Raw genomic sequence first — 24221 nt, forward strand, 5'->3', positions numbered from 1 at the left:
CCCCGGTCCGCGGGACCACGGCGTGCGCGACCGGCGCGACGCCATATGACGGACCAGAGAAGAGGGCCATGACCGTGTTCATCATGGTGGCGGGCGTGTTCACCGGCACCCATGTGTGGCAGGAGACGGCCGCGCGGCTGACCGCGGCGGGCAGCGAGGTGCACGCGGTCCCGCTCACCGGAGTCGACGCGGGCCGCCCCGCCACGTCAGCCCGCGTCGATCTGGAGACGCACATCGCCGACGTGATCGAGGTGATCGACGCGGTGGACGCGGCATCCGGCCAGGAGATGGTGCTCGTCGGTCACGACTACGGCATCCACCCGGTGCTCGGTGCCGCCGACCGGCGGCCACAGCGTGTTGCCCGCGTCGTGTACCTGGACTGCGGGATGCCGCAGAACGGCGTCCCGGCCCTGGCCGCCGTACCGGACCAGACCCTGCGCGCGCAGCTGGCTGAAGGGGCACAACACGGTCAGGCCGAAGGTGAGTTGGCGCCGCCGACCCGTGACGAGTGGCAGCGCTGGGGCAGCACCGCCGGCGTCTCCGACGCGGCACTGGACCGGCTCACCGCCCTTGCCGCACCGCAGCCGCTGGGCACCCTGCTCCAGCCGCTGCGGCTGACTGGAGCGGTGGCCACCGTGCCCACCACCGGGGTGTTGTGCACTCGTAACGGCGTCAGCGTCGACCTGGTGCAGCGGCTCGTCGACTTCGGCGACCCCATGCTCGCGGCCCTCACCGACCCTCAGGTCAGCTTCTTCGAACTGCCCACCGGGCACTGGCCGATGCTGTCCTCCCCCATCGACCTGGCGCACGTCCTGCTGCGCGCCGCGGCCGGCGAGGGGCGCCGCCTGCGACCGGCCGGCGCCGACGCACCGCCCGCCCATCTGCGCCCGTTCCCCCTGGACGTGCCCGAACTACCCCGGGACCGCAAGGGAGACGTCGACCTGTACGTCCCCGACGCGGAGGGCCCGCGACCGGCTGTGGTCTTCGTGCACGGCGGCCCGGTCCCCGCCGGGGCCCGGCCGACGCCGCGCGACTGGCCGACCCTGGTGGGATACGCGCGCCTGGCGGCCGCCGAGGGCATGGTCGGCGTGACGCTCGACCATCGGCTGCACGACATCGCCGACTACGAGCGCGCCGCCGCGGACGTCACCGCCGCGGTGGAACTGGTGCGTGCCGATCCCCGGGTGGATCCCGACCGGGTCGCTCTGTGGTTCTTCTCCGGTGGCGGGCTGCTCGCCGCGCACTGGCTCACACAACCCCCGGCATGGCTGCGCTGCCTGGCCGCCTCCTACCCGGTCCTGGCGCCGCTGCCCAGCTGGGGGCTGACCGGCAGTCGCTTCCACCCGGCCCGGGCAGTCACGCACGCGGGCCCCCTGCCCATCGTCCTCCTGCGTGCGGGGCGAGAGACACCCGAGATCGCCGCCACCGTGGAGGCGTTCGTGACCGCGGCCAAGGACTGCGGGGCACACCTGGAACTGGTCGACGTCCCGAACGGCCACCACGGCTTCGAAACCCTTGATGCACCCGAGGAGACCCGCCCGGCCCTGCACCACGCCATGGGCGCGGTGGTGACCCACCTGACCGGCTGACGCCGAGGCCGAGCGCCGTGCCCAGCCCTTCCGGCGAAAGCCCAGAGGTCGGCGGACACACCGATGACGGGCCTCCCGCTCAGGCCGGTTCATCGACGTCACACGTCGCGCCCACACGAGCAACGACAGGCACCTCGACATGGCCCAGAGACGTACGCCGGGCAGGGCTTGGGAGATTGGGCAGTTGCGCAGGGCGGCGTCGGCCATGTCCTGGAGTTCGTCGCGGCCGACACCACTCGCGGCTTGTACGGCGATGCCGTGGGCGAAGGTGGTGAGGTAGCGGGCCAGTAGCCCCGGGTCGGTCTCGGGGGGCAGGTCGCCGTCGTCGACGGCTCGCTGGAACCGTTCTCGAATGCGGGAGCAGCCGTTGTCGCGCCAGGCGAAGAGGAGGTCACGGACTTCCTGGCCGGAGGTGCTTGTGGTCAGGGCGCCCTGGACGCCAGACATCCGTGAGGATGGGCCGGGCGGGTGGTGGTTCGACGGTGCCGGCCAGGATCGCGGTGGCGACACCGAGGGCGGTCGGCTCCTCCAGGGCCCGGGCCAGGTATGCGCTGGGGCCTTCGGTGTAGCGCTCCAGGACCTTGCGGAACAGCTCCTCCTTGTTGCCGAAGGCTGCAGTGCCAGGGGGTGCCGGCGATGGGGTCGCGCCACGTGAGGTCGGTGAGGGTGTTCAGTATGACGCCGGCGCGTTCGGTGTCGCCGTCCTCGGTGGGCAGGTCGAGGTCGAAGCCGTCGGGCAGGGCCTCGTGCCCCGGTTGCAGGCGGTCGTCGATCTCGACGACCGCCTGGGCGGCGCCGCGGGTCGTGGTGACTTGGGCGAGGTTGCCGTCGGACAGGCCGAGCTGGTCGGCGTCGTGCCCTTTCTCCTCATGCGGTGGGCAGCTGGGGCAGCCCCGGGGTGGGCCGGGGCGGGGCGAGCCGGGGCGCGGGGTGAGCGGTCGGTGAGGTGCTGTTCAGCCGAGCGGGTTGGTCGTGTCGCGCAGGGTGGCCAGGGCCGGGGCGTACATACGGGCCTTGATGGTGCCGAGGGTGTCGCCGGCCTTGTTCACCTGCGCCTGGGCGATCTCGATCGCGGTGGAGCGCACGGCGTCCTCGCTGACCGCCTGGTCGACGATGCCGGCGGCCGCGGCGTCGGAGCCGCCGTAGCGGCGGGCGGTGAGCATGGCCTCATGCGCGGTCTGGGGCGCCAGCCGGGACTGGATCAGGGCGGCCATACCGGGAGTGAAGGGGATGTTGATGTCCGCTTCGGGCAGGCACCAGTAGCCGCGGTCGGCGCGCATCACGCGGAAGTCGTGGGCGAGGGAGAACATCGCGCCGGCGGCGAAGGTGTGCCCCTGCAGCGCGGCCACCGTGATGGCCGGCAGCGACAGCATCCGCGCGAACAGCTCATGGACGGAGACGAGGTAGTCCTGGTGCTGGTCGGCGTGGGCGAACACCCAGTCCAGATCGAGTCCGTTGGAGTAGAACTTGCCGGTGGCGGTGGTGACCAGGGCGCGGGGGCCCTCCGCCTTCTCCACCTCGTCGAGGGCGGCGCCGACGGCGGTGAGCCAGTCGGGGTGGAAACGGTTCTCTCCGTCTCCGAGGTCGAGGAGGAAGACGTTGTCCTGGGAGACGGCGAAGGCCAGCTTGCGCAGCGTGGCGACCTTGGTGGCCGCGCCCTGGAGGCTGAAAGGCACGGTGAGGGTCGTACCGGGTTTTGCGGTACTGGCCGTCGAGAGGTGGGGCGTGTAGCGGACGACCGTCAGCGGGAGCCGTTGGGCAGTGTCACCGGAGACGTGCGCCGAGGCGAAGGTCCAGGTGGCCTGCGTACGGGTGCCGGCCGTGGACTGTGCCGGAGCGCGGGAGACGTCCACGTCGAGCCTGTACGAGCGTTTGCCGGCAGGCAGGAGCAAGTGGCATCCGGACGAGGCCTTCAGCAAGATCAACAGCGAGCGGACAGGCCCGCTCGTTCCGTGGACGAGGACGCAATGGTGCCGGACGTCCTCGTGCAGAACCGTCGGGACACGACTACGGCCCAGGCGCTGCTTCCGCAGTCTGACGACGAAGACGACCGCCACGGTGCCGCGGGTGCTCGTCACGGACAAGGTCCGCTCCTACGGTGCTGCCACCGCCAGGTGATGCCCTGTGTCGAACACCGCTCGCTCAAGGGATTGAACAAACGGGCGGAGAACAGCCACCAGCCAATCAGGCAGGTTGAACGCCGATGGGAGGCTTCCGTTCCGCGGGCGGGGCGCAGCGGCTTCTGTCCGTATCAGCAGGCGCTCGCCCCACATCCGGCCTCGCCGCCATCTCATGCCCGCCTCACCCACCGAGCCGGGATGGCCGTCCGCTTCACCGTGCGCGGCCACATCTCCGGCACCACCAGCCCGCCCGTCACGATCTGAGCACAGGCCCCCGGAACCGGGCCCCACCGCGGTCCCGAGGCGCCGTCAGAGACCCAGACGCCCAACACCGAGGTCAGCACCCTCCGGCAAGATGATCATGTTGGGCGCGGCCAAGCGCAGGTCCCCCGCTTGGTTCATGACCGCACGTGTCAGTGTGGGCAAGCACGGTGGCCCCACCGTGCCTTGCCGAATCCACTCCGACGACCGCCTGAACTCAGCCGCCGCTCTTGCGCCGAAACGACCGCTGACTCGCAGCCGGGCCGTGCGCCCCGCGAATCTTCGACGCGTCCGTGTTGGCAGCAAGGGCGGCCGCGTCCGCCTGCATACCCCGCTTGCGCGCCAGGGCCTCCCGGAACTTGCGCTTCAAGTCGTCCTGGCCTTCGTCGTCGGTTGCCGGTGCGGGCTCCTCGATGTCGGCCGGCTCCGAACCTTCCTGCTGTGAGGGCTCTGCAGTCATGGTGACCTCCTGGGTTCGGGCAGTGGGAAGCACAGCTTGTCATGGACCATGAGGTCCTGCGATCCAATTCAGTTCGGGCGCGTGTGAGCGGCAAGCCATGGGTGACCTGAGAGATCCCTGATCGCTTTACAGGAGTGACGCGCTGCCCGGGGGCGTTTTCGGCGCTCAGGAGACATCTCGCACAACCTTCGCAGGGGTTTGACTGGCCGGGCGCCCGTCGACCCCCGCACCTGTCCGCCGCGTGGCCGGCCGGGTTCATCTGCCACGGCCCGAGCAAGGGCCACTGCCACCGCATCTCGGTGAAGCCGCTCCGCGCCGGCGTGCAGATGCAGTGCACGAGCGGCTGCTGACCCCGTCGAGCCGTTGGGCTTGGGGCGTCCCGAGTCATGCGTAGAGGGAGACGGCCGGGCTGTTGTTCCGGTTCGACCGAGAGGACGAGGTCGGGCAGACCGCGTTCGATGACCCAACGGATCCGCGGCCAAGGGCGAGTTGCCCGGCATTGAAACAGACTGGACCGCAGACTCGGGGCTGTTCAAGAGCCAGGAGAGACGTCCGGTTCGAACGGGGCTACGGCCAGGGCGGGTTGATACCGTGGGGCATGTCCTTGGGATCACCGGGAAGACCCCAGCTGAACGCAGACACGCAATGGGACGCTTTCGACCCCGTGGCGTACGTCACGAAGAACTACTGCACCGTGCTCCGCGTCGACTCGGAAATCATGCTCATCGCGCGGGCCCACTTCAGTGATCATTTCCGTCGGTTTCCAGGCCTGCGGGCCCGGGGAATCGACGTCGGTGCCGGAGCGAACCTCTATCCGAGCTTCATGATGCTGCCCTGGTGCGAACAGATCACCCTGCTGGACCGTTCGACGCCGAACCTGCACTATCTGGAACGGCAGTTCAAGCAGCACGATCCCGGCTGGGACGCCTTCTGGCAGGAGTTGTGCCGCGACGAGGCCTACGCCGCGCTGCCCGGCGGGCCGTGGGACAGGTTCGGCGAGGTCGCCCGAATCGAGCAGGGCGACCTCTTCGATCTGGTCGACCGGCCCGCACACTGGCAGCTCGGGACCATGTTCTTCGTCGCGGAGTCCCTGTCCACGGACTACCGCGAGTTCCGGGACGCGGTGCGGTGCTTCCTGGAGTCCCTCGCACCGGGGTCGCCCTTCGCCGCCGCGTTCATGGAGCACTCCGAGGGTTACACGGTGGGAGACACCCACTTCCCTGCCTGCGACGTGGACCAGTCCGACATCCGTGACACGGTCGACGCCTACGCCGAGGGCCTCCGGATCCACCGTGTCGGCAAGCCGGACGAGGCGCGCAAGGGTTACACCTCCATGATCCTTGCTTGCGGCTTCCGCAAGACGGGTACCTCTTGAAGTGCCCTCCCGGCGGGGCGAAGTGATCTGTGAGGGGGCACAGAATGCTGATCAGGCCGCGTCAGAACCTGTTGGAGCTCTGGTCTGCCGTGGCCAGCCACTCCTTCCACGAAGGGGCGTGGTCCTGGGGCGAGTCGGCCGGGCTCAGCAGTGTGGCCGACGCGGAGCGGCTGCTGTGCCTGATGTACCCCGCCACGGAGCTCGCCTCGTTCCGCCTGGACGACCCCGACACCACCCAGCTCGATGTGGAGAGGGCCCTGCGGAGCGTGGGCGACTCCAGCGGGATTCCCGCGAGCCTCGTGGAGATCCTCGGTGACTTCATGGAGCGGTACCGTGGCGAGGCGGGCCCTTCCTTCGCGGGGGGCCACTACTTCGCCGCCGAGGACCCCGACCGGGAACTCTTACCGGCACAACGGGAACTCGGGGTCGTCGACTCCTACTCCATGTCGGTCTCCCTGTGCCTGGCCACCCTCGGGTTCCTCAAGATGTACCGAAGCAAGACCGGGCGGGCGTCCACCCTCGACCTGATCGACAAGCTCACGGAGGCGGCCAGCGCCCGCCTGACCGCGGCGATGGTGAGCCTGGTGCGCTCCTTCACCGTCAACGTCGTCGACATCTCCTCCGACCAGGGCCAGGCACTCGCCAGGCTCCTCGGCCGCGGCCGGCTCTCGGAGCGGCAGGTCCTGGCCCGCTTCCAAGACCGTTTCAAGTCCCTGCGCGGAGTCATCACCGAAAGTCTCGTGCTCGGACTCGCCCCCGACGTCACCGACGAACTGCGCAACGACAAGCGGCTGTTCGAGTGTGGCTGGGCCTGGAGCATCGTGCGGGACGCTCCCGAGGTCCCGGTGGATCCCGCGATCGCCGAGAGCATCGGTGTGCAGCCCCGGGGCGTGGCCCGCCCGGTGCCCTACCTCTACTTCACCGTCGTCGCCCTCGACGGCATCATCGACATCTTCTCCGAGCGCACCCTCGTCCTCGGGCTGCTCAACACCGAACAGCAGAAGCTGGCCGAGGCACTGCAACTCCGTTGGGAGATCACCCAGCAGTACTGGTCCGCCCTCGCGCGCTTCGACGACGGCACCTGGCCCCTGGAGGAGATCCCCTGGCGCACCACCCTGCAGCAGCTGGAGTCCGAGTACTTCTCCTTGTGCGTGACCTCCATCCTCGTCCACGACCTGCTCCGCCGCCGCGCCGGCGCCGAGGACCTCACCCGGATCGCCGGTGTCATGGAGCGCCTCGCGGAACGAGGCAGGATCACCAGCGGCACGGTCCGCGAGGACCCGGCGCTCGCCCTGCACAGCCCTGGAACCGGCATGCCCCTGCTCGGCAGCGAGGAACTCGGTCCGGCCATGAAGTGGACCATGGCGGACTTCTCCGCCCAACTGCTCAAGCGGACCGTCCAACTGGGCGCGCTGTCCCGGAGCCTCAGCACCCGGGACCGCCTGCTGCGGCTCGCCGAGGAGATCCTGGGCCATGTCTGGCAGCGCCGTATCCGGGAGGGCGAGGAAGCGGGCCTGTGGGACGAGGTGCGGGCCGTGTACCCCGAAAGCCCGCCCCGCCGCCGGCAGTTGTCCTGGACCGTCACCGAACGCGTCATGGAGGCCATGGTCGCCGCGCACGCCCTGTACACCTGGCCACTTATCCGTAGCCCCGACCTGTCCGCGCTGGCCCGGGCGGCGATCGGCGAGGCAGCCCGCCTCTTCGGCGAGGAACTGGTGAGCCAGCCCGCCCCCCATCCCAGGAGCCCCGAGGACGAGGTGCACCAGGAGATCGAGGCGGACCTCCGCCGCGCCCGGCAGCTGGTCGACGTGCAGCCCGGCACCGCCCACGCGCTGGCGCTTCGGTCCCTCGCACGGCTCGACTCCCTCGCCCGCGCCCGGAGCGCGCCAGACTTCCCGGGGGTGTGAAGCGTGCTCGTCCTCGCGGCCTCCGACAAGGGAGGCACCGGCCGCTCCGTGACCAGCGCCAACCTCGCCTACCATCGCGCCCTCGACGGAGACGACGTCTGCTACCTGGACTTCGATTTCGGCTCGCCCACCGCCGCCGCGGTGTTCGACCTGCCCGACGCGCCCTCCGAGGCCGAGGGACACGGCCTGCACTCGTACCTCAAGGGCGACATCGGAGAGCCGCTCCGCGTCGACGTCTGGGCCCGCACCGAACACCCAAGGCTCCACGACCGGCGCGGAACAGCCGGCCGACTGGTGCTGCTGCCCGGCGACCGTACCGGCGGGGAGTTCGTCACCGACGACGAGAATCTGCGCCGCTGCTCGGATCTGGTGCTGCGCCTCACGCGCGAGTTCGACGTCGTCGTCGTGGACCTGAGCGCGGGACGCAGTTACGCGGTGGATCTCGTGCTGTCCGCCACCTCACCACGAGGCGGGCTAGGCCGGCTCACCAGCCGGTGGCTCGTCTTCCACCGCTGGACCCGCCAGCATGTGAGAGCGGCTGCGGATCTCGTCCACGGCGGGAAGGGCATTCTCGAGGCCGGTGTGCACAGGGGCCACCGACGGGACACGCTCCACGAATCGATCCGTTTCGTCCGTGCCGCGGTGCCCGACCTGGAATCGCTGCTGTGGTCGCAGGTGCCGCCCGCGCAGTACGCGTGGATGCGCAAGTGCGACGCGGAACTAGAAGGGCTCGCCGCCGAGCTCGGGGTCGGCAAGACCCGGGTGCTGTCGTCCATTCCGCTGGAACCCGTCCTGCAATGGCAGGAGCGCCTCATCACCGACGTGGACGTGCACGACCTCAAAATCGCCGCCCGCGAGACGTGGCAGGCCCTGGGAGACCTCGCCCGGAGGGTGACCGACGACAGCTTCTGGGGGGAACCGTGAACCAGCCCGTCGGGGTGTTCCGGGAGACCAGCGCCGAGCCGCGCACGGAATCCGTTCCGTTCTCCCATCTCTCCCTGGAACTCGGTCACTTGTACATGGAGGACTTCTCCGAGGGGCCCGACCGACTCCGTCGGCACTTCGCCGCCGTACGGCCCTGGGCGGACGCCGCGCGCGCCGGTCTCGGCCCGCTGCCCGCGGGAGGACGGGCCCGGGTCAGCACCTGCTTCCTCATCGACGACTACTTCTCCCGGCTCTCCACCCCCGCGGAACTGATCCCGCCGCTCCTCGAGGCCGCCGCCGACGCCGGCCTCACCATCGACTACCTGGCCCGCGAGTCCGGCTGCGCCGCACCCGACCCCGCCCACCGGGACCGGGCCGAACCCGCCGAGGCAGTGCTGCACCGGCTCGTGGAGTCCCCGCCGCCCGGCAGCAACGGCTTCCGCCCGCCCGTCAGCCGCACCGGCTGGCTCACCAACGGCCGACGCGGTCCCGCCCAGCGCACCTCCGCGGCCCTGGACCCCGTCGGCACCGTCTGGCAGTCGCCCAGCGAGACCGGCGCGCGCGGCCACTCCGTCTTCATGGACGTCGAACTGTGGAGCGGCCCCGACGACGAGCGCGCCTGGTCCTGCGCCTTCCTCGCCTCCGTCTGGCAGCTGGTCCGGCTCGGCCTGCTGCGCGACAACGGCCGGGCGGTGTTGTCACCCACCCCTTGGGACGGCCGGGAGTTCCCAGCCGACTGGGACGCCCTGCCGCCCGTGACCCGCCTCAACCCGAAGGCCGCGCCTTTCGCCGCATACGGCACCTGCAGCGTGCTGCCGGGCCGGTTCCTGCCCGTCGAACACGCCGTACGCGTCGTTCTCGATCAGGTTCACGTCCAGGCCGAGGCGCTCACCCAGGTCGCGCAGCGGTCCGCGGCGGAGGGCTTCGCCGTGCCCGACAGCGTGGTGGACCGCACCTCCTACGTCTTCCCGCCGGGGCTGTGACATGGACGGTCTGGGCACGCCCACCGGTCCTGCCCTCGTCTGCGGCGAGGTGCGCACCTGTCTGCTGCCCACCCGCGACGCGGTCGACGAGCAGACCGCCGTACGACTGCTGCGGCTGCGGGCCGACGAACGCGTACGGCTCTCCCGGCACCCCAACCGGTGTGCCCTCTCGCCGGACGTCCTCACCGGAGTCGACTGTCGGCTGCCCACCGCCAACGGCGCCAGAGTCCGCGCGGTCGGCACGGTCACGGCCCGCGCGGTGCTCGTCGAGGGCCGGGTCCTGCAGTCGACGGTGTACTTCGCCACGCCGGCCGCAGGCCCCGACCGGCGCCGCCCCTGGGGCTACTACCTGGTCCGCCCGGGCGAGCTGATCCCGGTCGGACGGCTCCCCGAGAAGGCGGTCACGGAAGGCTTCCTCACGGGTCGCCGGCAGGGCGAGCTGGACGTCGGACCGATCGCGGAGGGCCTGCTGGCGAGAGTCTCCCGGCAGCACCGGCTCCTCGACCACGACACACCGCTCACCTCCTTCGACACCAGCCTGCGCTGGACGGCTGTGTCCGCGGCCGACGGGGAGGAGACGTCGGTGCGGTTCACCAAGGCCGAAGACGGTCTGCGTCTGATCGCACTCCGCCTCCCACGCGGCACCGAAGCCACCGCTGCGGCCGGGCTCTGCGAGGATCTCGCCCGGCAGGACTGGCTGCTGACGACCGTCGCGGACAAACTCGACGGACTGCGAGTCGGCTCCGAGGACGACCGGGCCGCCCTGAAGGTGCTGCGCCCGCTCGTCGACCATCTTCTGCACCTGTGGATGCCGCTGGCCCGGGTGGAGCCCACCCTGCACGCCGTCTGGGACGAACTGGAGAGGGCCCCGGGCTACAGCAGGCAGTGGAACGCCCTCGCCCAGCGCATCCGCGACCAACTCGTCCTGAGGACCCTCACTCGACGTGAGGTACTGCCCTCGGGCTGACGGGCTGACGGGCTGACGGGCTGACGGGCTGACGGGCACCATCTTTCGAACACCTGGCAGGGGGAGGCAGGGTATGGACGGAGAGCCGGGCACACCGCAGCCGGGCGGAACGCAAGGGGTGCGCATAGCGCCCGTCGTGCTCAAAATACTGATCACCGTCGTCGTGAGCACGGTCGCCTATGTCATCACCAACCTGATCAACCAGTCCCAGGACGAGCTGTGGAAACTCGCGATGGCCATCGTGATCGGCGGTTCGGCGCTGATCGTGCAGTACATGGTCGACTTCGAGCAGCGGCTGGCCACCATGGAGGACGGCCAGCGCGCCCGCACCCGAGAGCTGCACGACCACTTCACCCAGCTCAGCGAGGCCGCCGGGCTCCTGACCGAGCTGTCCCAGGCGGGCATGAGTACCAGTGACGCGAGGCGTCTGATCAAGAGCGCGACCCAGGTGGGACGCGAAGGTCCGGACATCGTGAAGGCCTTCACCCGTGCCGAGATCGAGAGCCTCGCCTCGGTCGTCTCCGCCCTGACCGGCCTGACCGCACACTGGCCGCGGGACAACAACGAATGGCTCATCAAGCTCACCGGCTGCGCCCGACGCACGATCGACGCCACGACGAGTGCCGTCGACCGGGTCTTCTGGGACACCGACCCGGCGGGTCCGTACCTGGCGGCGCAGGTGGCGGCCATGCGGAACTACCAGGTGACCATCCGACGGATCGTCATCATCAACCAGACCGAGATCAACGAGATCCAGGCACGCGACTCCGACTTCATGACCCGGTTCACCCGACGCTGGCAACGACAGCGCAATCTGGGAATCCATATGCGCTTCCTGCCCCCCGAACTGCAGACCCTGGCGGCAAGGCGGGACATCGTGATCTTCGACGGCGAGGTGTATCTGGAGTACGAGCCGGACCGTGACGCGAGAAACCTCCAGACCAGACTGGACGCGGACGCCCGTCGAGTCGCCGACAGGGGCAGGGAGTTCAACGAACTGTGGGAAGTCGCCCTCGAGTCGGTCCCTCTGCCGGATCCGTCCGCAGACCCCCAGACGTGAACAGCAGCCCCGGCGTCACTGGCAGCAGACCCCCGCGCCGCCAGTGCGGTGCATGGGTCCGTCAGGGCTGCCAGGGTGCCCGGCGGGGCTGTGATCGTGGTGATTGTCGCCTCGCCGGCGACCGTCCAGGCCGAGAGGGTGCGGGCCAGGCCGCCCGGTCCGGTGGGGTCGGATCGAGGCGGGTGGTGGTGAGGACGCGCTTGTAGACGCTCACGCGGATGATCAGGCCGTTGACCGGGACCGTGTTGAGGACCTGGGCGCGGACCGGAATGGGTGAGCAGGTGCACCAGCCCGCGAGCAGCGCACCGGGGTCAGTCGGCTCCCGTCCGAGGGGTCCGGGGGACGCGAACCGTCCGGGAGGTTGCGTCCGTCGCGGTGTGCGAATCCAGGGCGCAGTGCCTGATGCTCGCGACCCGGTACGGGGTGCGGGTCGCCTCGGAGGAGAGTTCGCACCAGGCGCATGGCATCGAGGGACTGCCAGACAGGGAAGTTCAGATTCGCCAGTGCCGTGCCGAGGGAGTCGTCACCCCCGTCCTTGTGGCCCGTCCGTTGCTCGAAGTCCTGGGCTTCCCGCTCTCCGAAGTACCGCTGGCGCCGACTCCGCGACCAGTCCTCGTACATCGTCCACGGTGTTCTCGTCGCCCGCACCCTCCCGCCACACGAGGCGGTCGAGGTCGAGTGCCGGTGCGGTGAAGGCCGCGCCCGGGCGGCAGTGGGTGGTGTGTGAGCCGTGGTCGACCTCGCCGCGGATCACGTGGGTGACGGCCACGGAGCCTGCCGCGGTGTCGTCAAGGGTCGTGCCGCTCATCCGACTCCTCGCGGTACGGGGTATTCATCAGCGGTAGTGGGAGTGCCGGTGGTAGGCCTTGTTGGCGATCCGCCAACTGTCGTCGACGCGGACCAAAAGGAAGACGTCGGTGAAGGTGTCGGAGCCGTGCGACAGCGTCATGGTCGCCGTCGCGACGGTGCCGTGGACGTCGATGGCGTCGATACGGCGGGAGCGGGCGGCTTCGTCCGGAGCCGGCCGGCCGTGGAAGAGAGCGCAGTACTCGTCCAGGGGCCACGAGACGAATGCGCCGTCCCGGATTCCCTCGATGTGGGCGGTGGGCAGGAACGCGGCCCGGAAGTGGGTGGGGTCGCCGGTGGCGTGTCCGCGGACGTAGGCGCGGAGCGGTTCGAGCACGGCGTCCTCGACGGCGGGGACAGTGGCGGCCACGGCGATGTCGGCTTCAGGGTCGGCAGGAGTGTCGGTCAGGCCGGCCGCGCTGCGCAGGGGGGTGTTCGAGGCGGCGGCCAGCAGGGCCATGTCCTTGGCCAGCGCACCGATCGTGAATTCGGCCGTGACGGCGGCCGACCGGCCGGCGAGAAAGGTTCGTTTGCGGGCCACGAGCCCGCCGAGCGGGCCGAGTTCGAGGACGTCCAGCACCTGGGCACGGGGCAGGCCCAGGGCGTCGGCCTGACGCAGCGCGTCGCGCAGCGCGAGGACGGCGCCGGCGAGACTGTTGTTGGCGATCAGTTTGAGCGCGGCGGCGGTGGCGGCGTCATCGACGGGCCGCACGGTGCCGAGCGTCTCCAGAACGGGGCGGACCCGGTCGAGCGCGTCTTGGTCTGCGGCGGCGAGAATCTGCAGGGCGCCGGCGGCGGCAGCGGGCACCGAGCCAAGTACGGGCGCGTGGACGTAGGACGCGCCGAGTCGCCGGGCCAGCCTCGACGCTTCGGCGGGGGCGATGGTGCTGGTGTTCAGCACGATCGTGTCCGTGCGCAGCGAGTCGCGGATGTCGTCGAGGACCTGGCGGCAGGCCGGGCCGTCGAACAACGCCAGGAGCACGAGGCCGGCCTTCGCCACGGCCTCGTTCGGATCGCCGCTCGTCTTGACGGCGCCCGCTGTGCGCCCGGAGCGTGTCCAGCCGACGACGTCCCAGCCCTGGGCGGCCAGTCGTGTCGCGATCGCGCCGCCCATGCGCCCCAGGCCGAGGACGGCGATCGTGTGCGATGTGGTCATGCGGGCCACAGTGCTGCACCTCGACAACTGCGACAAGCGCAGATTTCGCATGAGGACCCTGCGGAACACGCATACCTCACGGGCATACTGGCGCCATGGAACTGACGGTGTGGCAGACCTTCGTGACCGTGTGCCGACTCGGGTCGCTGTCGGCGGCGGCCGCCGAGCTCAACCACACGCAGTCGGCGGTCTCCCGGCAGATCGCCGGGCTGGAGCGGCAGCTCGGCGTTCCCCTGATGGAGCGCCATGCGCGCGGCGTGCGTCCGACGCCGGCCGGCGAGGTCTTCCGGCGCCACGCCCAGGTCACGCTCAACGAGGCCGAGCGCGCCGTCCGCGCCGCACGAGACGTCCGCGACGGGTCGGCCAATCGGCCGCTGGCCGTCGGTGCCACACCCTCTCTCGCCGCAGGCATCGTCCCCGAGGCCATCCGGGGCCTGCTGCAGCAGACCGGGTCCCTCCGGTGGAGTCTGCTCCCCGACCTGAGCGCGCAACTGCACCACCGCGTGATCGCCGGCGATCTCGACATCGCCGTCGTGACCGACGCGCCGCCAGGGCTGCCCCATGACCAGCGAGTCGAACGACGGTTTCTCGGGCTGGACGACATGGTCGTCGTCGTGCCCATCGACCATCAGCAGGCCGGACGCGGCCCGGTGCACGTTCAGACGCTGGCCGACCAGACCTGGGTCGAGGACAACGACGGCTCGGCGGCGCTCCTGCGTCAGCACGCCGCCCGTGCCGGGGTCAGCGCCCGCATCGACCTCACCGCGTCCGATCTGCTCGGCAAGCTGGCCCTGGTCGCGACCGGCCACGCCATCGCGCTGATACCCGGGGTGCTGGCAGGCGCACTGCGGGCCGACGTCACCACCGTGGCTCTCATCGATCCTCCGACCCGTGGGATCTACGCGATCACACCGCGTCGCGATCCCCACCCCTCCACAGCCCCACTGATCGACCAGCTCGCCAGTGCCCTCGCGTTGGTCCCTCAGGGCCCAGCGGCTCGCCGGCCGACCGAGGCGGACCCCCAAGCCGCTGGCGTTCCCGAACCTGATCGTTTCTGCGGTGAAGTCGCTCGGCCTCCTGGGTGAGCGGGACCCGGCTGACGGCGCGTCGGGGGCGGCCTTGCCGCTATCTCACTCGGGAGCGGGGAGAACGCGCCGACAAGCCAAGGAGTGACGATGTCGACCATCACCGACCGGTCCGTGTCCCGACAGGACCTGCGTACGCTGTTCGGTCTCGAAGGGACCCGCTTCGCGGGCAGTCACGACCCGGACAACCGCCGGACGGCCGCGTTCGCGAACAGGTTTCTGCTGCTGCCGGACGGTTCGGACGTCCGCCGCACGGCGCTGCCGGTGCAGAACCTGCCGGCCGAACGCTTCCGCCTGTACGGGGAGATGGATCTGGCGGCGCTGCGGCAGGAGGTGGACGGGCCGTACCGCGAGGTGTGTGACGAACTGGCCGCGATTCCCCTGTTCGGCTACGACGACTCTCACCTGACACGGAGTCACAACCAGGTGTGGACCGAACATCTGGGGAGCGAAGTGTGGTCGTCGTCCTGGCAGCATCACTACGCGGCGGCGCTGCTGATCCACCTCTACCGGCGCATTACGCCGCCGGAGTATCAGACCCGGGCTCACATGCGGCTGGTCTACGCGGTGGCGACGGCGGCGGACTGGCTGACCACGCTCACGATCCTCACGGACGACTGGATGGACGGAGCCCTCGTGCGCAACGGCCGCCCGGCCTGGCACGTACGCCATCCTCGCTCGTTCGCCAACGACAACCTCATCCTGGCGGCCCAGGCACTGAACGTGCTCTCGTCAGCGGTGCCGGACCACCACCCGTTCAAACAGCAGCTGCACGACCGCGCGGTGCGGCAGATCAACCACTGCGCGCACCACTTCGCGTACCAGGCGGAACAGGATCTGAGGCGTACGCGGGTTCCGGCCGACGGAGCCGTCCCCTCCTCCGTGCCTGTGGACCACCTCACGCTGGACTCCTACCGCAGCGTCGTGTTCAACCGCGCGACGGACTGGATCCACTTCATCGTCGACATGAGCCGCCTGCTGGCCTGCTATGGAGCGCGAGTCACCGACGGGCAGGCGCTCATGGACTACATCGCGGGTGCGACGACCGCGGCCTGTGTGATCGACGACATCGTCGACAACCCCACCGGTGAGGACGTCCGCCACGGGGAGCCGACCATCCAGCTCTGCCTTGCCGTACACAAGGCGAAGGGTCTGCTGGGGCCGTTGACCGACGAGGACGCGGCCGAAATGCTGCTCACGCTCAGGAACCGCGTCGGCAAGGACACCGACGCGGACGCCGAAGCCGTGCAGGACATGTACGCCCGGCACGGCATCCATGAGCTGGCTCTGGACTACCTGGAAGCGGTTCTGGACCGCCTTCCGCAGGTACGGCGGGCGGCGCTGGAGGAGTGCGGCGCCCCGGGCGACATCCCGGCGTTCATGCTCCAGTGGCTGGCCATCGACCGGGACGGTGTCACGGAACGTGCCGAGGAGAGCGTCGGTCTCCTGAGCCGGGAACGCTTCCGGGATCTCGTCGCCCGACTGGCCCGCACCGACGAGGATTGCGCCGAAACCGTGCGCCACTGAGCCCATGTCGGCCTCGGCCGGAGCCGACTCGCACGGGATGGAGGCGGCGTCGGGGCCGGGGCCGGGGCCCGGTCAGGACAGCCCCGGCGGCGCGGCAGACGCCGAATCAGGTGGTGATGGGCGTGCCGTGCCGCACTACGCTCCCGCTACGAGGTCACCCGACGGGCGGACTTCGGCAACGACCACGGGAGCAATGTGCCGCCTTTCGTCTACCGGATCACCAAGTACGACCCTGCCGACCGCGACGAGCACGGCAGCTACACAGGCAATGAGGACACGATCAGCGACCACGGGCCGGTCGAGGCGGCCTACTTGCAGGCGATTGCCGCTTTCGCCGAGGACACCGGCGTCGACCGCCTGAACATACGTGAGCCGGGGGTCGTCGGCGTTGCCCACTTCGGCCGGGAGCCGGCCGTCGACGCTCACGGCCTTGCCGGGCTCTTCCCGCCCGATCTCAGCGGGTTCCACGATGGTGCGGAAGTGCCCCTGTCCGTAGGTCTCGAGCTGGTCCGGGTCATGCTCCGCGACAACGGCGCCTGGTGCTGCCTGGAGGTCGAGGACAGGTTCACCGTCCACGTCGGATGGGACCAGTACGTCTACGTCACCAGCGAGGACCCCTGCGAGAGGGCAGCCGCCCGCACCCGAGCACTCGGGCTCTTCCCGGAACGGCTGGAGGCCTCGCCCTATGATGCGGACCTTGATGAACCTGGCGTACAGCGGCCCGCCGACGAGGTCTTCTGGGCCCGTCTGCGCTGGTCCGTCGCCGGCGGGCAGGCGGCGATACTGGAGGAGGTATACCTCTCCAACGCCTCCCGCTGGCACCGCCTCACCGAGGGCACCCTCGACGCGGTACGCGCCCGGCTCGCCCCTCGTGCCCAGCTGATCGTCTGGCCGGAGCTGTCCGCCGATGTCGATGCGGTCCTCGCCGCGCTGCCCGACGACGGTTTGGTGGAGCTCGTTTGGGAGGACGAGGATGGCTCGATCACCAGCACGATCGCCGACGAGTCCGAGTACCCCCGACTGGCCGCCCAGGTGGCAGGTGCCCGGGCCGCCGCGGCCCTGTCCCTGTCGGCCGATGAACGTCATCCGCTGTTCACCGCTGTCCTGCCCGACAGCGACGGCGTCCTGCGTGCCCGGTGGAGGACCGATCCGACGCCGAGCGACCGGAACTGGGCGTTCCTGAAGACGCTCCGCCGTGGGGAGATCCGCACGGGCACGGTCACGAAGATCGCCGACTTCGGTGTGACCTTCGTGGACATCGGGGGCTTCACCGCGATGATCAACATTCCCCAGCTGTCCTGGCGGCACATCGATCACCCCACCGAGGTCGTCAGCGTCGGTCAGAGGATCTCGGCCGAGATCCTCGATGTCGACCTGGTGAGGGAGAGAGTGCCGCTGTCCCTCAAGGCATTGCAAGAAGACCCCCTGCTGCAGTTCCTCCAGCAGGTCGGTCAGATCACGAGCGGGGTCGTGACCAGACTCGTTCCGTTCGGCGCCTTCGTTCGTATCGAAGACGGAGACGACGGTCTCGAAGGTCTGGTGCACCTCACGGAGTTGGCCGAAGGGCACGTGGAGCGGCCCGAGGACGTGATCCAGGTCGGTGACCGTCTCACCGTGAAGATCGTGGACGTCGACACTGCACGGCGCCGGATCACGCTCTCCCATCTGCAGGCTCTCGCCTGCGGAGAGTACTGAGGCTGCGGACCCACCTCCAGGGGAATGCCGGCCGGCGGGCTCGCGGCTCGTCTCTATACGACCGTCAGCACGATCTTGCCCTGGATGTGCCCTCGGGCGGCGCGTTCGTGCGCTGCTCGGGCGTCCGCGAGCGCGAACGTGCTGTCGATCGCGACGCGGACCGTGCCCGCGTCGAACAGGCGCCCCAGTTCAGCAAGCTGCGCGCCGTTCGAACGGACCTGGGCGCTCGAGACCGTGACGCCCAGCTTCGCGATCTCTTCTTCGGCGAAGTCCCCGGGGAGCACGGGGAACTGGGCTCCGCCGCGCTTGAGCGTGCGCAGGAAACGCTTGCTGGTGGGGCCACCGACGGTGTCGAGAACGAGGTCGACGTCGCGCACTAGTTCCTCGGGACGGCTCTTGGTGTAGTCGATGAACTGGTCGGCGCCGAGCTCTTTCAGGAACGCTTCATGCGCGCCCGATGCCACCGCGATGACCCGCGCACCCTTCCCTTTCGCCAGCTGTAGCGCGAAGTGCCCCACGCCGCCCGCGGCGCCGTTGATGAGCACCGTCGTGTCGGCGTCGAGTGCCGTCGGGCGATGCCGTGCCTTCTGGAAGGGCGAGGGGTGGTCGTGGCCGACCTCGATCAGGAACTGCCACGCCGTCAGCCCGGCCATGGGCGTCCCGGCGGCGTGGACATGGTCGATGCCGGCCGGCTTGCGTGCGAGGTCCGACGCGGGCGCGGCCACGTACTCGGCGTAGGCGCTGCCGTCGAAGCCGGGAAAACGAAGAAGGCCGAAGACCTCGTCGCCCAGGGCGAGGCCGTCCACATCCGCGGCGACGGCCTCGACGACGCCCGACACGTCCGTTCCCGGAATAACCGGCAGGCTGACCGCCGATTCCGTCTCCCCAGGCATCCTGGTCAGCCCGTCGCGCAGGTACCGGTCCGGAGGATTGACCCCGATCGCGTGCACGCGGACGAGCACCTCACCCGGCCCCGGCTCGGGTATCGGCACCTCGTCGTAGCGCAGCACTTCAGGGCCGCCGTGCTCATGGAGCCGGATCGCCCTCATCGTGTGTGTCGGCATCGTTTCTCCTGCCCGCGCTGCGGGATAGGCTTATTCGGATCAGCGCTCCACATAACTGGACCACTGATCCGAATATATGGACCACTGATCCGGATAGTCAAGAGGGGCAGATGCGGGCCGACGCCAGGAAGAACCGCGACCACGTGCTCGCCGTAGCGGGCACCGCCATCTCCGAGCAAGGCGTCGACGTATCCCTGCGCGACATCGCACGCAGGGCCGACGTCGGGCTCGCGACACTGCTGCGCCACTTCCCGACCCGCGAGGCGCTGCTCGACGCCCTGCTCCGCACGAGTTTCGACGAACTGACGGCAAGGGCAGGCGAACTCGAGACGGCGAACTCGCCTGGAAACGCTCTCGCTTCATGGGTACGCGACTGTGTCGCGTGGACCACGGAGTACCGGGGCGTGACAGTGCTGATGGCAGCCGCCATCGAGGACACCGAGTCCGCACTCCACGCTTCGTGCGTCACCCTGCGCGCAGCGGGTGGGCGGCTCCTCGAACGCGCCCAGGCCGCGGGCCACGCGCGGGCCGATCTCGATGGCACCGATCTGTTCGCGCTGATAGCGGCGCTCGCGTGGCTCGGCGATCAGCCCGCACTGGCCCCACGCGCCGATCACCTCTTCGATGTTGTCGCGAGCGCGATCCTGACGAACCCGGCGAGCACCGGGCCCGGGGGAACGCCGCCCCCGGGCCCGTAGCGGAATCGGTTCTACGCGGGCTTATGGCGGGACGGTCACTGAGGTGACTTCGGTTGGTCAGCCCGCCGTCGAACTCTGCGGGACCTCCGTTCGCGTGAACCCGTGGCTCCGCTCCACTTTCGCCACATGCAGCGTGTAGCTCTGGTACCACTCGGCTTGCCCGCGCTTTTGCGCCGAGCGGTGCTCGGCGTTGGACCGCCACTCCGTGAGGGCGTCGGCGTCGCGGAAGTACCCGACGGTGATGGACAGCCCGCCCGGAGTCTGCGCGTGGTCCATTCCCAGGAACCCCGGGACGTCCTTCACCAGTTCCTCCATGCGTGTGTTGGTCTCGCTGTAGCCGGTCTGGTCCTGGGTTCGCACCGCGGTGAAGACAGCCACGTAGTAGGGAGGTTCAAAGGCCACGACGGGTGCGACAGGCGCTACCGAGTGATTGCTCATGACGTCACCGTAGGGCGGGGGGTACCCAACGATCCAGCGTCTTTCCCGAACGGGATACATAAGGGATCGAGCTCTTGACCAAAACTGTCCGGGCTCCCCACCAGCTCAGTCGCCGACCTACCACTGAAGTCCCGTGTCACTGACGGTCGTCGAGGGCGGCATCGACCAACGACTCCGCGATGGATCGCGCGCACGCGCGCGTGTGGCCGCTGTTGAGTGCTGTGCCGCGCGCGGCCGCACCGTCGAAGAGCAGGGCCAGTTGCTCACCGAGGGTCTCCGGGTCCGCCGCCCCGGCCTGCCGTGCGATGTCCGTGAGGCGGCGGGCGAACTCCCTCTTGTACGCCGCGGCCAGCCGGCGGGCGGAATGCCCGGGGTCCGGTACCTCGACACCGACGTTCAGGAACGGGCATCCCCGGAACGGAGCGGTGGTTTCCGGCCGCTTCCACTCGAAGATTGCGAGGAGCTGCTCACGCGGGCTCGGTGTCGGTCGGGCGGGCGCCGGGGGGACGGGCAGGAGATCGTCCACCAGGGACCGCAGGTATGCCCCGACGAGCTCGTCCTTGCTGGGGAAGTGCGTGTAGAGGGTGCGTTTCGACACCTCGGCGACGGTCGACAGCTGGTCCATCCCGGTCGCGTTGATCCCCTGCGCCGTGAACAACTCGGTCGCCGCTTTCAGGATCCGCTCCCGGGCGCCACGCCCACGACGCCGACGTACAGGGGGAGATTCGGTCACAGCCTTAAGCATACCGATCGTTTTACATAAGCCGGTGAGCCAGCTACGGTGGAGGCTTAAGTACACCGATCGTCTTACTTAGCCACGCCCCGCATCACATCGCGCTGCACACGGACGAGTGGTTCGCCGACGCCGCACCCGTCGGGGCGCACTCAGCGCCTTCTCACGCCCCCGCGGGGCCACGCCCGGGCCGGCGCCGGCCCGCCACCGTCCGCCCCGAGTATCGATGCGAAATCAGCACCAAGGAGATTTGATGCGTTACACCACCTTCGGACGGCGGACCGGACTTCGCGTCTCCGAGTACGCCCTCGGCACGGGCAACTTCGGCACCGGCTGGGGTGCCGGTGCCGAGCCTGACGAGGCACGCCGGATGTTCGACAGGTTCGCCGAGGCCGGCGGAACGTTTCTCGACACCGCGGACAGCTACCAGTTCGGCGAGTCCGAAGAACTGGTGGGAAAGTTCGTCGCCGCCGACCGCGACCACTTCGTCCTGGCCACCAAGTTCACCAACGGAGCCTCCCCGCGGCCCGGCATCTCCAGGACGGGCAACAGCCGCAAGAACATGGTCACGTCGCTGGAGGCGAGCCTGAAGCGCCTCGGCACCGACTACATCGACCTGTACTGGGTCCACTTCCCCGACGACCTCACGCCCATGGAGGAGATCCTGCGCGGGCTGGACGATCTGGTCAGCTCCGGCAAGATCGTCCACGCCGCCCTGTCCAACTTCCCCGCATGGCGGGTCTCCCGCGCCGCCACCCTCGCCGACCTGAAGAACTGGGCACCGGTCACGGGCATCCAGGTCGAGTACAGCCTCGTCGAGAGGACCGCCGACCGCGAGCTGCTGCCGATGGCCGAGAGCCTGGGCCTCGGCGCCGCCCTGTGGTCCCCGCTCGGCGGCGGACTGCTCACCGGAAAGTACCGCCGCAGCACCGAGGGACGGCTGACCGACCTCAAGGCGGTCATCCACACCGAGAGCACCGAGCAGAAGACAGCCGTCGTCGACACCGTCCTGACCGTCGCCGAGGAGATCGGCGCGACGCCCGCCCAGGTGGCGGTGGCCTGGCTGCGTGAGCGTGCCGCCCAGGCGTCCACCTCGTTCGTGCCGATCATCGGTCCGCGCAGCCTCACCCAGCTCGACGACTACCTGGGCGCCCTGGACGTCCATCTCGCCCCGGAGCAGTTCGCGCGCCTGTCCGACGTCAGCGCGGTCCCCCTCGGCGTGCCCCACGAGGCGGCCGCCGGCGCCCGAAACGCCGTCCAGGGCGGTGACGCCTCCCTCGTCACCCAGCCCGCCGCGCCCACGGCCTGAGCCGCGGATCCGGCCGCCGGCGGCACTACGCCGTCGGCGCCCACTCCGTCCCGCATCGTGCCCCATGGCGATCCGCCCGGCACTGGAGGAACTCCGAGACTGGGCAGTGACCCGTCTCGACGCCCCTGCTGGAAGCACTGCCCCCTGACCCCGTGAGGAGCGACGACGAACCGCGGAGCGACGTGGCCGTTGCCGTCGGCGTCGCCGGACAAGCTGTCTCCCGCGCCGTTCTCGACTCCGCGCAGGTGCACCCTGAATGGGGTGCGACCGCAGGTCCGTCGCCCTTGGACACCGGGTCAAACCGCGCCTGAGCAGGGCAGCCGCCGGGCTGGAACCCGAAGGCGGCACACCTCGCCGACCGTGCCCGAGAGCACCGCGCCCGTCCCTGCACCCCGTCCCGTCGCGGTTACGGATACGTTCCGAACTCTTGACGACGGCCTTATGACTGCGTAGACATGACTGCGTAGACAGACTCCGCGGTCAGCCACTGGCGGTTCTGACATCCTGAGTCGTACACCGGGCCATCGGGAGACACCATGACGCGAGGAACAGCACGGAGCGGTGACGCCGCGGCTCCGCGCAGCGTGGACGTGGCCCGGCTGGCCGGGGTCTCACAGAAGACGGTGTCGCGGGTTTTCAATGACGAGCAGTACGTCTCCGCCGATGTGCGCAGGCGCGTCCTGGAAGCCGCTGAAGAGCTCGGTTACCGGCGTAACAACGCCGCCCGGGCGCTGGCCACCGGACGCACTCGATCCATCGGCGTGGTGACGCTGGGCACCGCCCTGTACGGACCCGCCTCGCTGCTCATGGGTGTCGAGCGGGTCGTCCGGGACACGGGATACGCGCTGCGTGTGGTCAACACGATGGAGGGCGACGCCTCGGGCGTGACCGGTGCCGTGAGTTCGCTCCTCGATCAGGGCGTGGACGGCATCGTCATCTCCGAACCGATCGACGAAGAAGGTGCCGAGGGAGACGCTTCGTTCTCCATCGACGTTCCGGTCCTCGTCCTGGGTGCGCCACTACCAGTCACCGCGCCCAGGGCACTGACCGCGGGGGGTGGTGCCGACCTGATGGCACACACCGCCACCGAGCACCTGCTGGACCTCGGACATCTGACAGTCCATCACCTGGCCGGTCCGCAGCGGTGGTACGCCGCCCGGGACCGCCTGGAGGGATGGCGGGCGACGCTGACCGCTCACGGCAGGGCCGTGCCGCCGGTGGTCGAGGGCGACTGGTCGGCCGCGTCCGGGTACCGGGCGGGACGTGAACTGGCCGAAGACGATGACGTCACAGCGGTGTTCGCCGCCAACGACGACATGGCGATCGGCCTGATCCGCGCGCTGACGGAGGCCGGACGTCGGGTGCCGGAGGACGTCAGCGTCGTCGGCTTCGACGACATTCCGGTCGCCGCCTATGTGACTCCTCCCCTGACCACGGTGCGGCAGCCGTTCGACGCCGTGGCGCAGGAGGGACTCAAGCGTCTGGTGCATGCCATCGAGCATCCGAGCGCGGATCCCTTACCGACGAGCAATCCACCCATCGATCTCATCATCCGCGCTTCGACCGGGCCACCACCGAGCCGGACGACCTCGGCTCGCGGCCGGCGTTCCGCCTCTCGTTCACTCGGGGGTGCAGACCATCCGCCGCTCGCGAACCAAGGCCCCTCCACCCACCGCTGACCCACGCCGGTCAGCCCGAAACAGCATGCTCAGGGCGGGCGCGTGACGTCAGGACGAGCCGCTTCTTCCGGTCACGCCCCGCCCCCCTCCACGCCTCCGCCGCACGATCGCCGCGGGACCGTTCCTGAACCCGGCAGGCGCTGAGCCAGGTCTCCCCACCCGCTCAGCCCCTGGTTTCACCCCCTTCTTTTCGGCCGCGACCGCCACCTCCGCACACCGAAGGCTCACCGGCCCCGGTCCACGAGGACCCGCACCCGACCCCCGTCGGTGTCCGAGCCTCGGTCGGCGCTTTTGCGCCTCGCCTCCACCACACCTCCGTACGCCCTTGCCAGGCGTGCCGTCATC

20 protein-coding genes and 1 pseudogene are annotated in these 24221 nt (G+C 69.8%); 13 read left to right on the forward strand and 8 right to left on the reverse strand.

Going from position 1 to position 24221, the window contains the following annotated elements:
* Positions 1 to 68 precede the first annotated feature (68 nt).
* Complete coding sequence (locus tag ACWBNA_RS24430; RefSeq protein ID WP_482706632.1) at positions 69 to 1589, forward strand: alpha/beta hydrolase; 1521 nt, start codon at positions 69 to 71, stop codon at positions 1587 to 1589.
* 177 nt (positions 1590 to 1766) lie between these two features.
* Here the strand turns inward: ACWBNA_RS24430 and ACWBNA_RS24435 are convergent.
* From ACWBNA_RS24435 to ACWBNA_RS24445, 3 genes and pseudogenes are all read right to left on the reverse strand, one after another.
* Positions 1767 to 2460: pseudogene (locus ACWBNA_RS24435) on the reverse strand (molybdopterin dinucleotide binding domain-containing protein); the annotation flags it as partial.
* 82 nt (positions 2461 to 2542) lie between these two features.
* On the reverse strand, positions 2543 to 3214 hold the full coding sequence (locus ACWBNA_RS24440; RefSeq protein WP_482706664.1) for an enoyl-CoA hydratase-related protein: 672 nt from the start codon (positions 3212 to 3214) through the stop codon (positions 2543 to 2545).
* A 973-nt stretch (positions 3215 to 4187) separates the two neighbouring features.
* Positions 4188 to 4430 carry a DUF5302 domain-containing protein gene (locus tag ACWBNA_RS24445; protein WP_482706633.1) on the reverse strand — a complete coding sequence of 81 codons (243 nt, stop codon included), beginning with the start codon at positions 4428 to 4430 and terminating at the stop codon, positions 4188 to 4190.
* A gap of 598 nt (positions 4431 to 5028) precedes the next feature.
* Here ACWBNA_RS24445 and ACWBNA_RS24450 point away from each other — a divergent pair.
* The 6 genes from ACWBNA_RS24450 (at position 5029) to ACWBNA_RS24475 (ending at position 11646) form a co-directional block, all read left to right on the forward strand.
* Positions 5029 to 5805 (forward strand): SCO2525 family SAM-dependent methyltransferase, encoded by a 777-nt coding sequence (locus ACWBNA_RS24450; RefSeq protein WP_482706634.1) that lies wholly within the window; start codon positions 5029 to 5031, stop codon positions 5803 to 5805.
* A 44-nt stretch (positions 5806 to 5849) separates the two neighbouring features.
* Positions 5850 to 7712 carry an SCO2524 family protein gene (locus ACWBNA_RS24455; RefSeq protein ID WP_482706635.1) on the forward strand — a complete coding sequence of 621 codons (1863 nt, stop codon included), beginning with the start codon at positions 5850 to 5852 and terminating at the stop codon, positions 7710 to 7712.
* Positions 7713 to 7715: 3 nt separating this feature from the next.
* Positions 7716 to 8636: an SCO2523 family variant P-loop protein gene (locus tag ACWBNA_RS24460; RefSeq protein ID WP_482706636.1), complete on the forward strand. Its 921-nt coding sequence runs from the start codon at positions 7716 to 7718 to the stop codon at positions 8634 to 8636.
* The gene (locus tag ACWBNA_RS24465) at positions 8633 to 9619 is read left to right on the forward strand and encodes an SCO2522 family protein (protein WP_482706637.1); all 987 of its coding nucleotides are present in this window, start codon (positions 8633 to 8635) and stop codon (positions 9617 to 9619) included. Before ACWBNA_RS24460 ends, ACWBNA_RS24465 begins: the two co-directional genes overlap by 4 nt.
* Position 9620: 1 nt before the next feature.
* The gene (locus ACWBNA_RS24470) at positions 9621 to 10586 is read left to right on the forward strand and encodes an SCO2521 family protein (protein ID WP_482706638.1); all 966 of its coding nucleotides are present in this window, start codon (positions 9621 to 9623) and stop codon (positions 10584 to 10586) included.
* 73 nt (positions 10587 to 10659) lie between these two features.
* Positions 10660 to 11646 (forward strand): hypothetical protein, encoded by a 987-nt coding sequence (locus tag ACWBNA_RS24475; protein ID WP_482706639.1) that lies wholly within the window; start codon positions 10660 to 10662, stop codon positions 11644 to 11646.
* A 523-nt stretch (positions 11647 to 12169) separates the two neighbouring features.
* Here ACWBNA_RS24475 and ACWBNA_RS24480 read toward each other — a convergent pair.
* Both ACWBNA_RS24480 and ACWBNA_RS24485 read right to left on the reverse strand, forming a co-directional pair.
* Positions 12170 to 12454, reverse strand: a complete 285-nt coding sequence (locus tag ACWBNA_RS24480) for a hypothetical protein (RefSeq protein WP_482706640.1) — start codon at positions 12452 to 12454, stop codon at positions 12170 to 12172.
* 27 nt (positions 12455 to 12481) lie between these two features.
* Positions 12482 to 13699, reverse strand: coding sequence for a nuclear transport factor 2 family protein (locus tag ACWBNA_RS24485; protein ID WP_482706641.1), 1218 nt, complete (start codon positions 13697 to 13699; stop codon positions 12482 to 12484).
* Between the two features lie 44 nt (positions 13700 to 13743).
* Between ACWBNA_RS24485 and ACWBNA_RS24490 the strand changes: the two genes are divergently transcribed.
* From ACWBNA_RS24490 to ACWBNA_RS24500, 3 genes are all read left to right on the forward strand, one after another.
* Positions 13744 to 14733 (forward strand): LysR family transcriptional regulator, encoded by a 990-nt coding sequence (locus tag ACWBNA_RS24490; RefSeq protein WP_482706642.1) that lies wholly within the window; start codon positions 13744 to 13746, stop codon positions 14731 to 14733.
* 90 nt (positions 14734 to 14823) lie between these two features.
* Positions 14824 to 16260, forward strand: a complete 1437-nt coding sequence (locus ACWBNA_RS24495) for a polyprenyl synthetase family protein (protein ID WP_482706643.1) — start codon at positions 14824 to 14826, stop codon at positions 16258 to 16260.
* Between the two features lie 195 nt (positions 16261 to 16455).
* Positions 16456 to 17955 (forward strand): S1 RNA-binding domain-containing protein, encoded by a 1500-nt coding sequence (locus tag ACWBNA_RS24500; protein WP_482706644.1) that lies wholly within the window; start codon positions 16456 to 16458, stop codon positions 17953 to 17955.
* A gap of 53 nt (positions 17956 to 18008) precedes the next feature.
* Here ACWBNA_RS24500 and ACWBNA_RS24505 read toward each other — a convergent pair whose 3' ends face one another.
* Entirely contained in the window at positions 18009 to 19019 is a 1011-nt protein-coding gene (locus ACWBNA_RS24505) for an NADP-dependent oxidoreductase (protein WP_482706645.1), read from the reverse strand.
* A gap of 110 nt (positions 19020 to 19129) precedes the next feature.
* On the opposite strand from ACWBNA_RS24505, the gene ACWBNA_RS24510 reads away from it, so the two are divergent.
* Positions 19130 to 19717: a TetR/AcrR family transcriptional regulator gene (locus ACWBNA_RS24510; RefSeq protein WP_482706646.1), complete on the forward strand. Its 588-nt coding sequence runs from the start codon at positions 19130 to 19132 to the stop codon at positions 19715 to 19717.
* 57 nt (positions 19718 to 19774) lie between these two features.
* Here ACWBNA_RS24510 and ACWBNA_RS24515 read toward each other — a convergent pair whose 3' ends face one another.
* Together ACWBNA_RS24515 and ACWBNA_RS24520 are read right to left on the reverse strand one after the other, a co-directional pair.
* A complete protein-coding gene (locus ACWBNA_RS24515; protein ID WP_482706647.1) occupies positions 19775 to 20155 on the reverse strand; it encodes an antibiotic biosynthesis monooxygenase family protein in 381 nt (126 codons plus the stop codon).
* 136 nt (positions 20156 to 20291) lie between these two features.
* Positions 20292 to 20888, reverse strand: a complete 597-nt coding sequence (locus tag ACWBNA_RS24520) for a TetR/AcrR family transcriptional regulator (protein WP_482706648.1) — start codon at positions 20886 to 20888, stop codon at positions 20292 to 20294.
* 253 nt (positions 20889 to 21141) lie between these two features.
* Between ACWBNA_RS24520 and ACWBNA_RS24525 the strand changes: the two genes are divergently transcribed.
* The gene (locus ACWBNA_RS24525; RefSeq protein ID WP_482706649.1) at positions 21142 to 22197 is read left to right on the forward strand and encodes an aldo/keto reductase; all 1056 of its coding nucleotides are present in this window, start codon (positions 21142 to 21144) and stop codon (positions 22195 to 22197) included.
* Positions 22198 to 22733: 536 nt separating this feature from the next.
* Positions 22734 to 23876 (forward strand): LacI family DNA-binding transcriptional regulator, encoded by a 1143-nt coding sequence (locus ACWBNA_RS24530; RefSeq protein WP_482706650.1) that lies wholly within the window; start codon positions 22734 to 22736, stop codon positions 23874 to 23876.
* Positions 23877 to 24221: the final 345 nt, after the last annotated feature.

It is taken from the genome of Streptomyces sp. Q2, assembly GCF_056820935.1.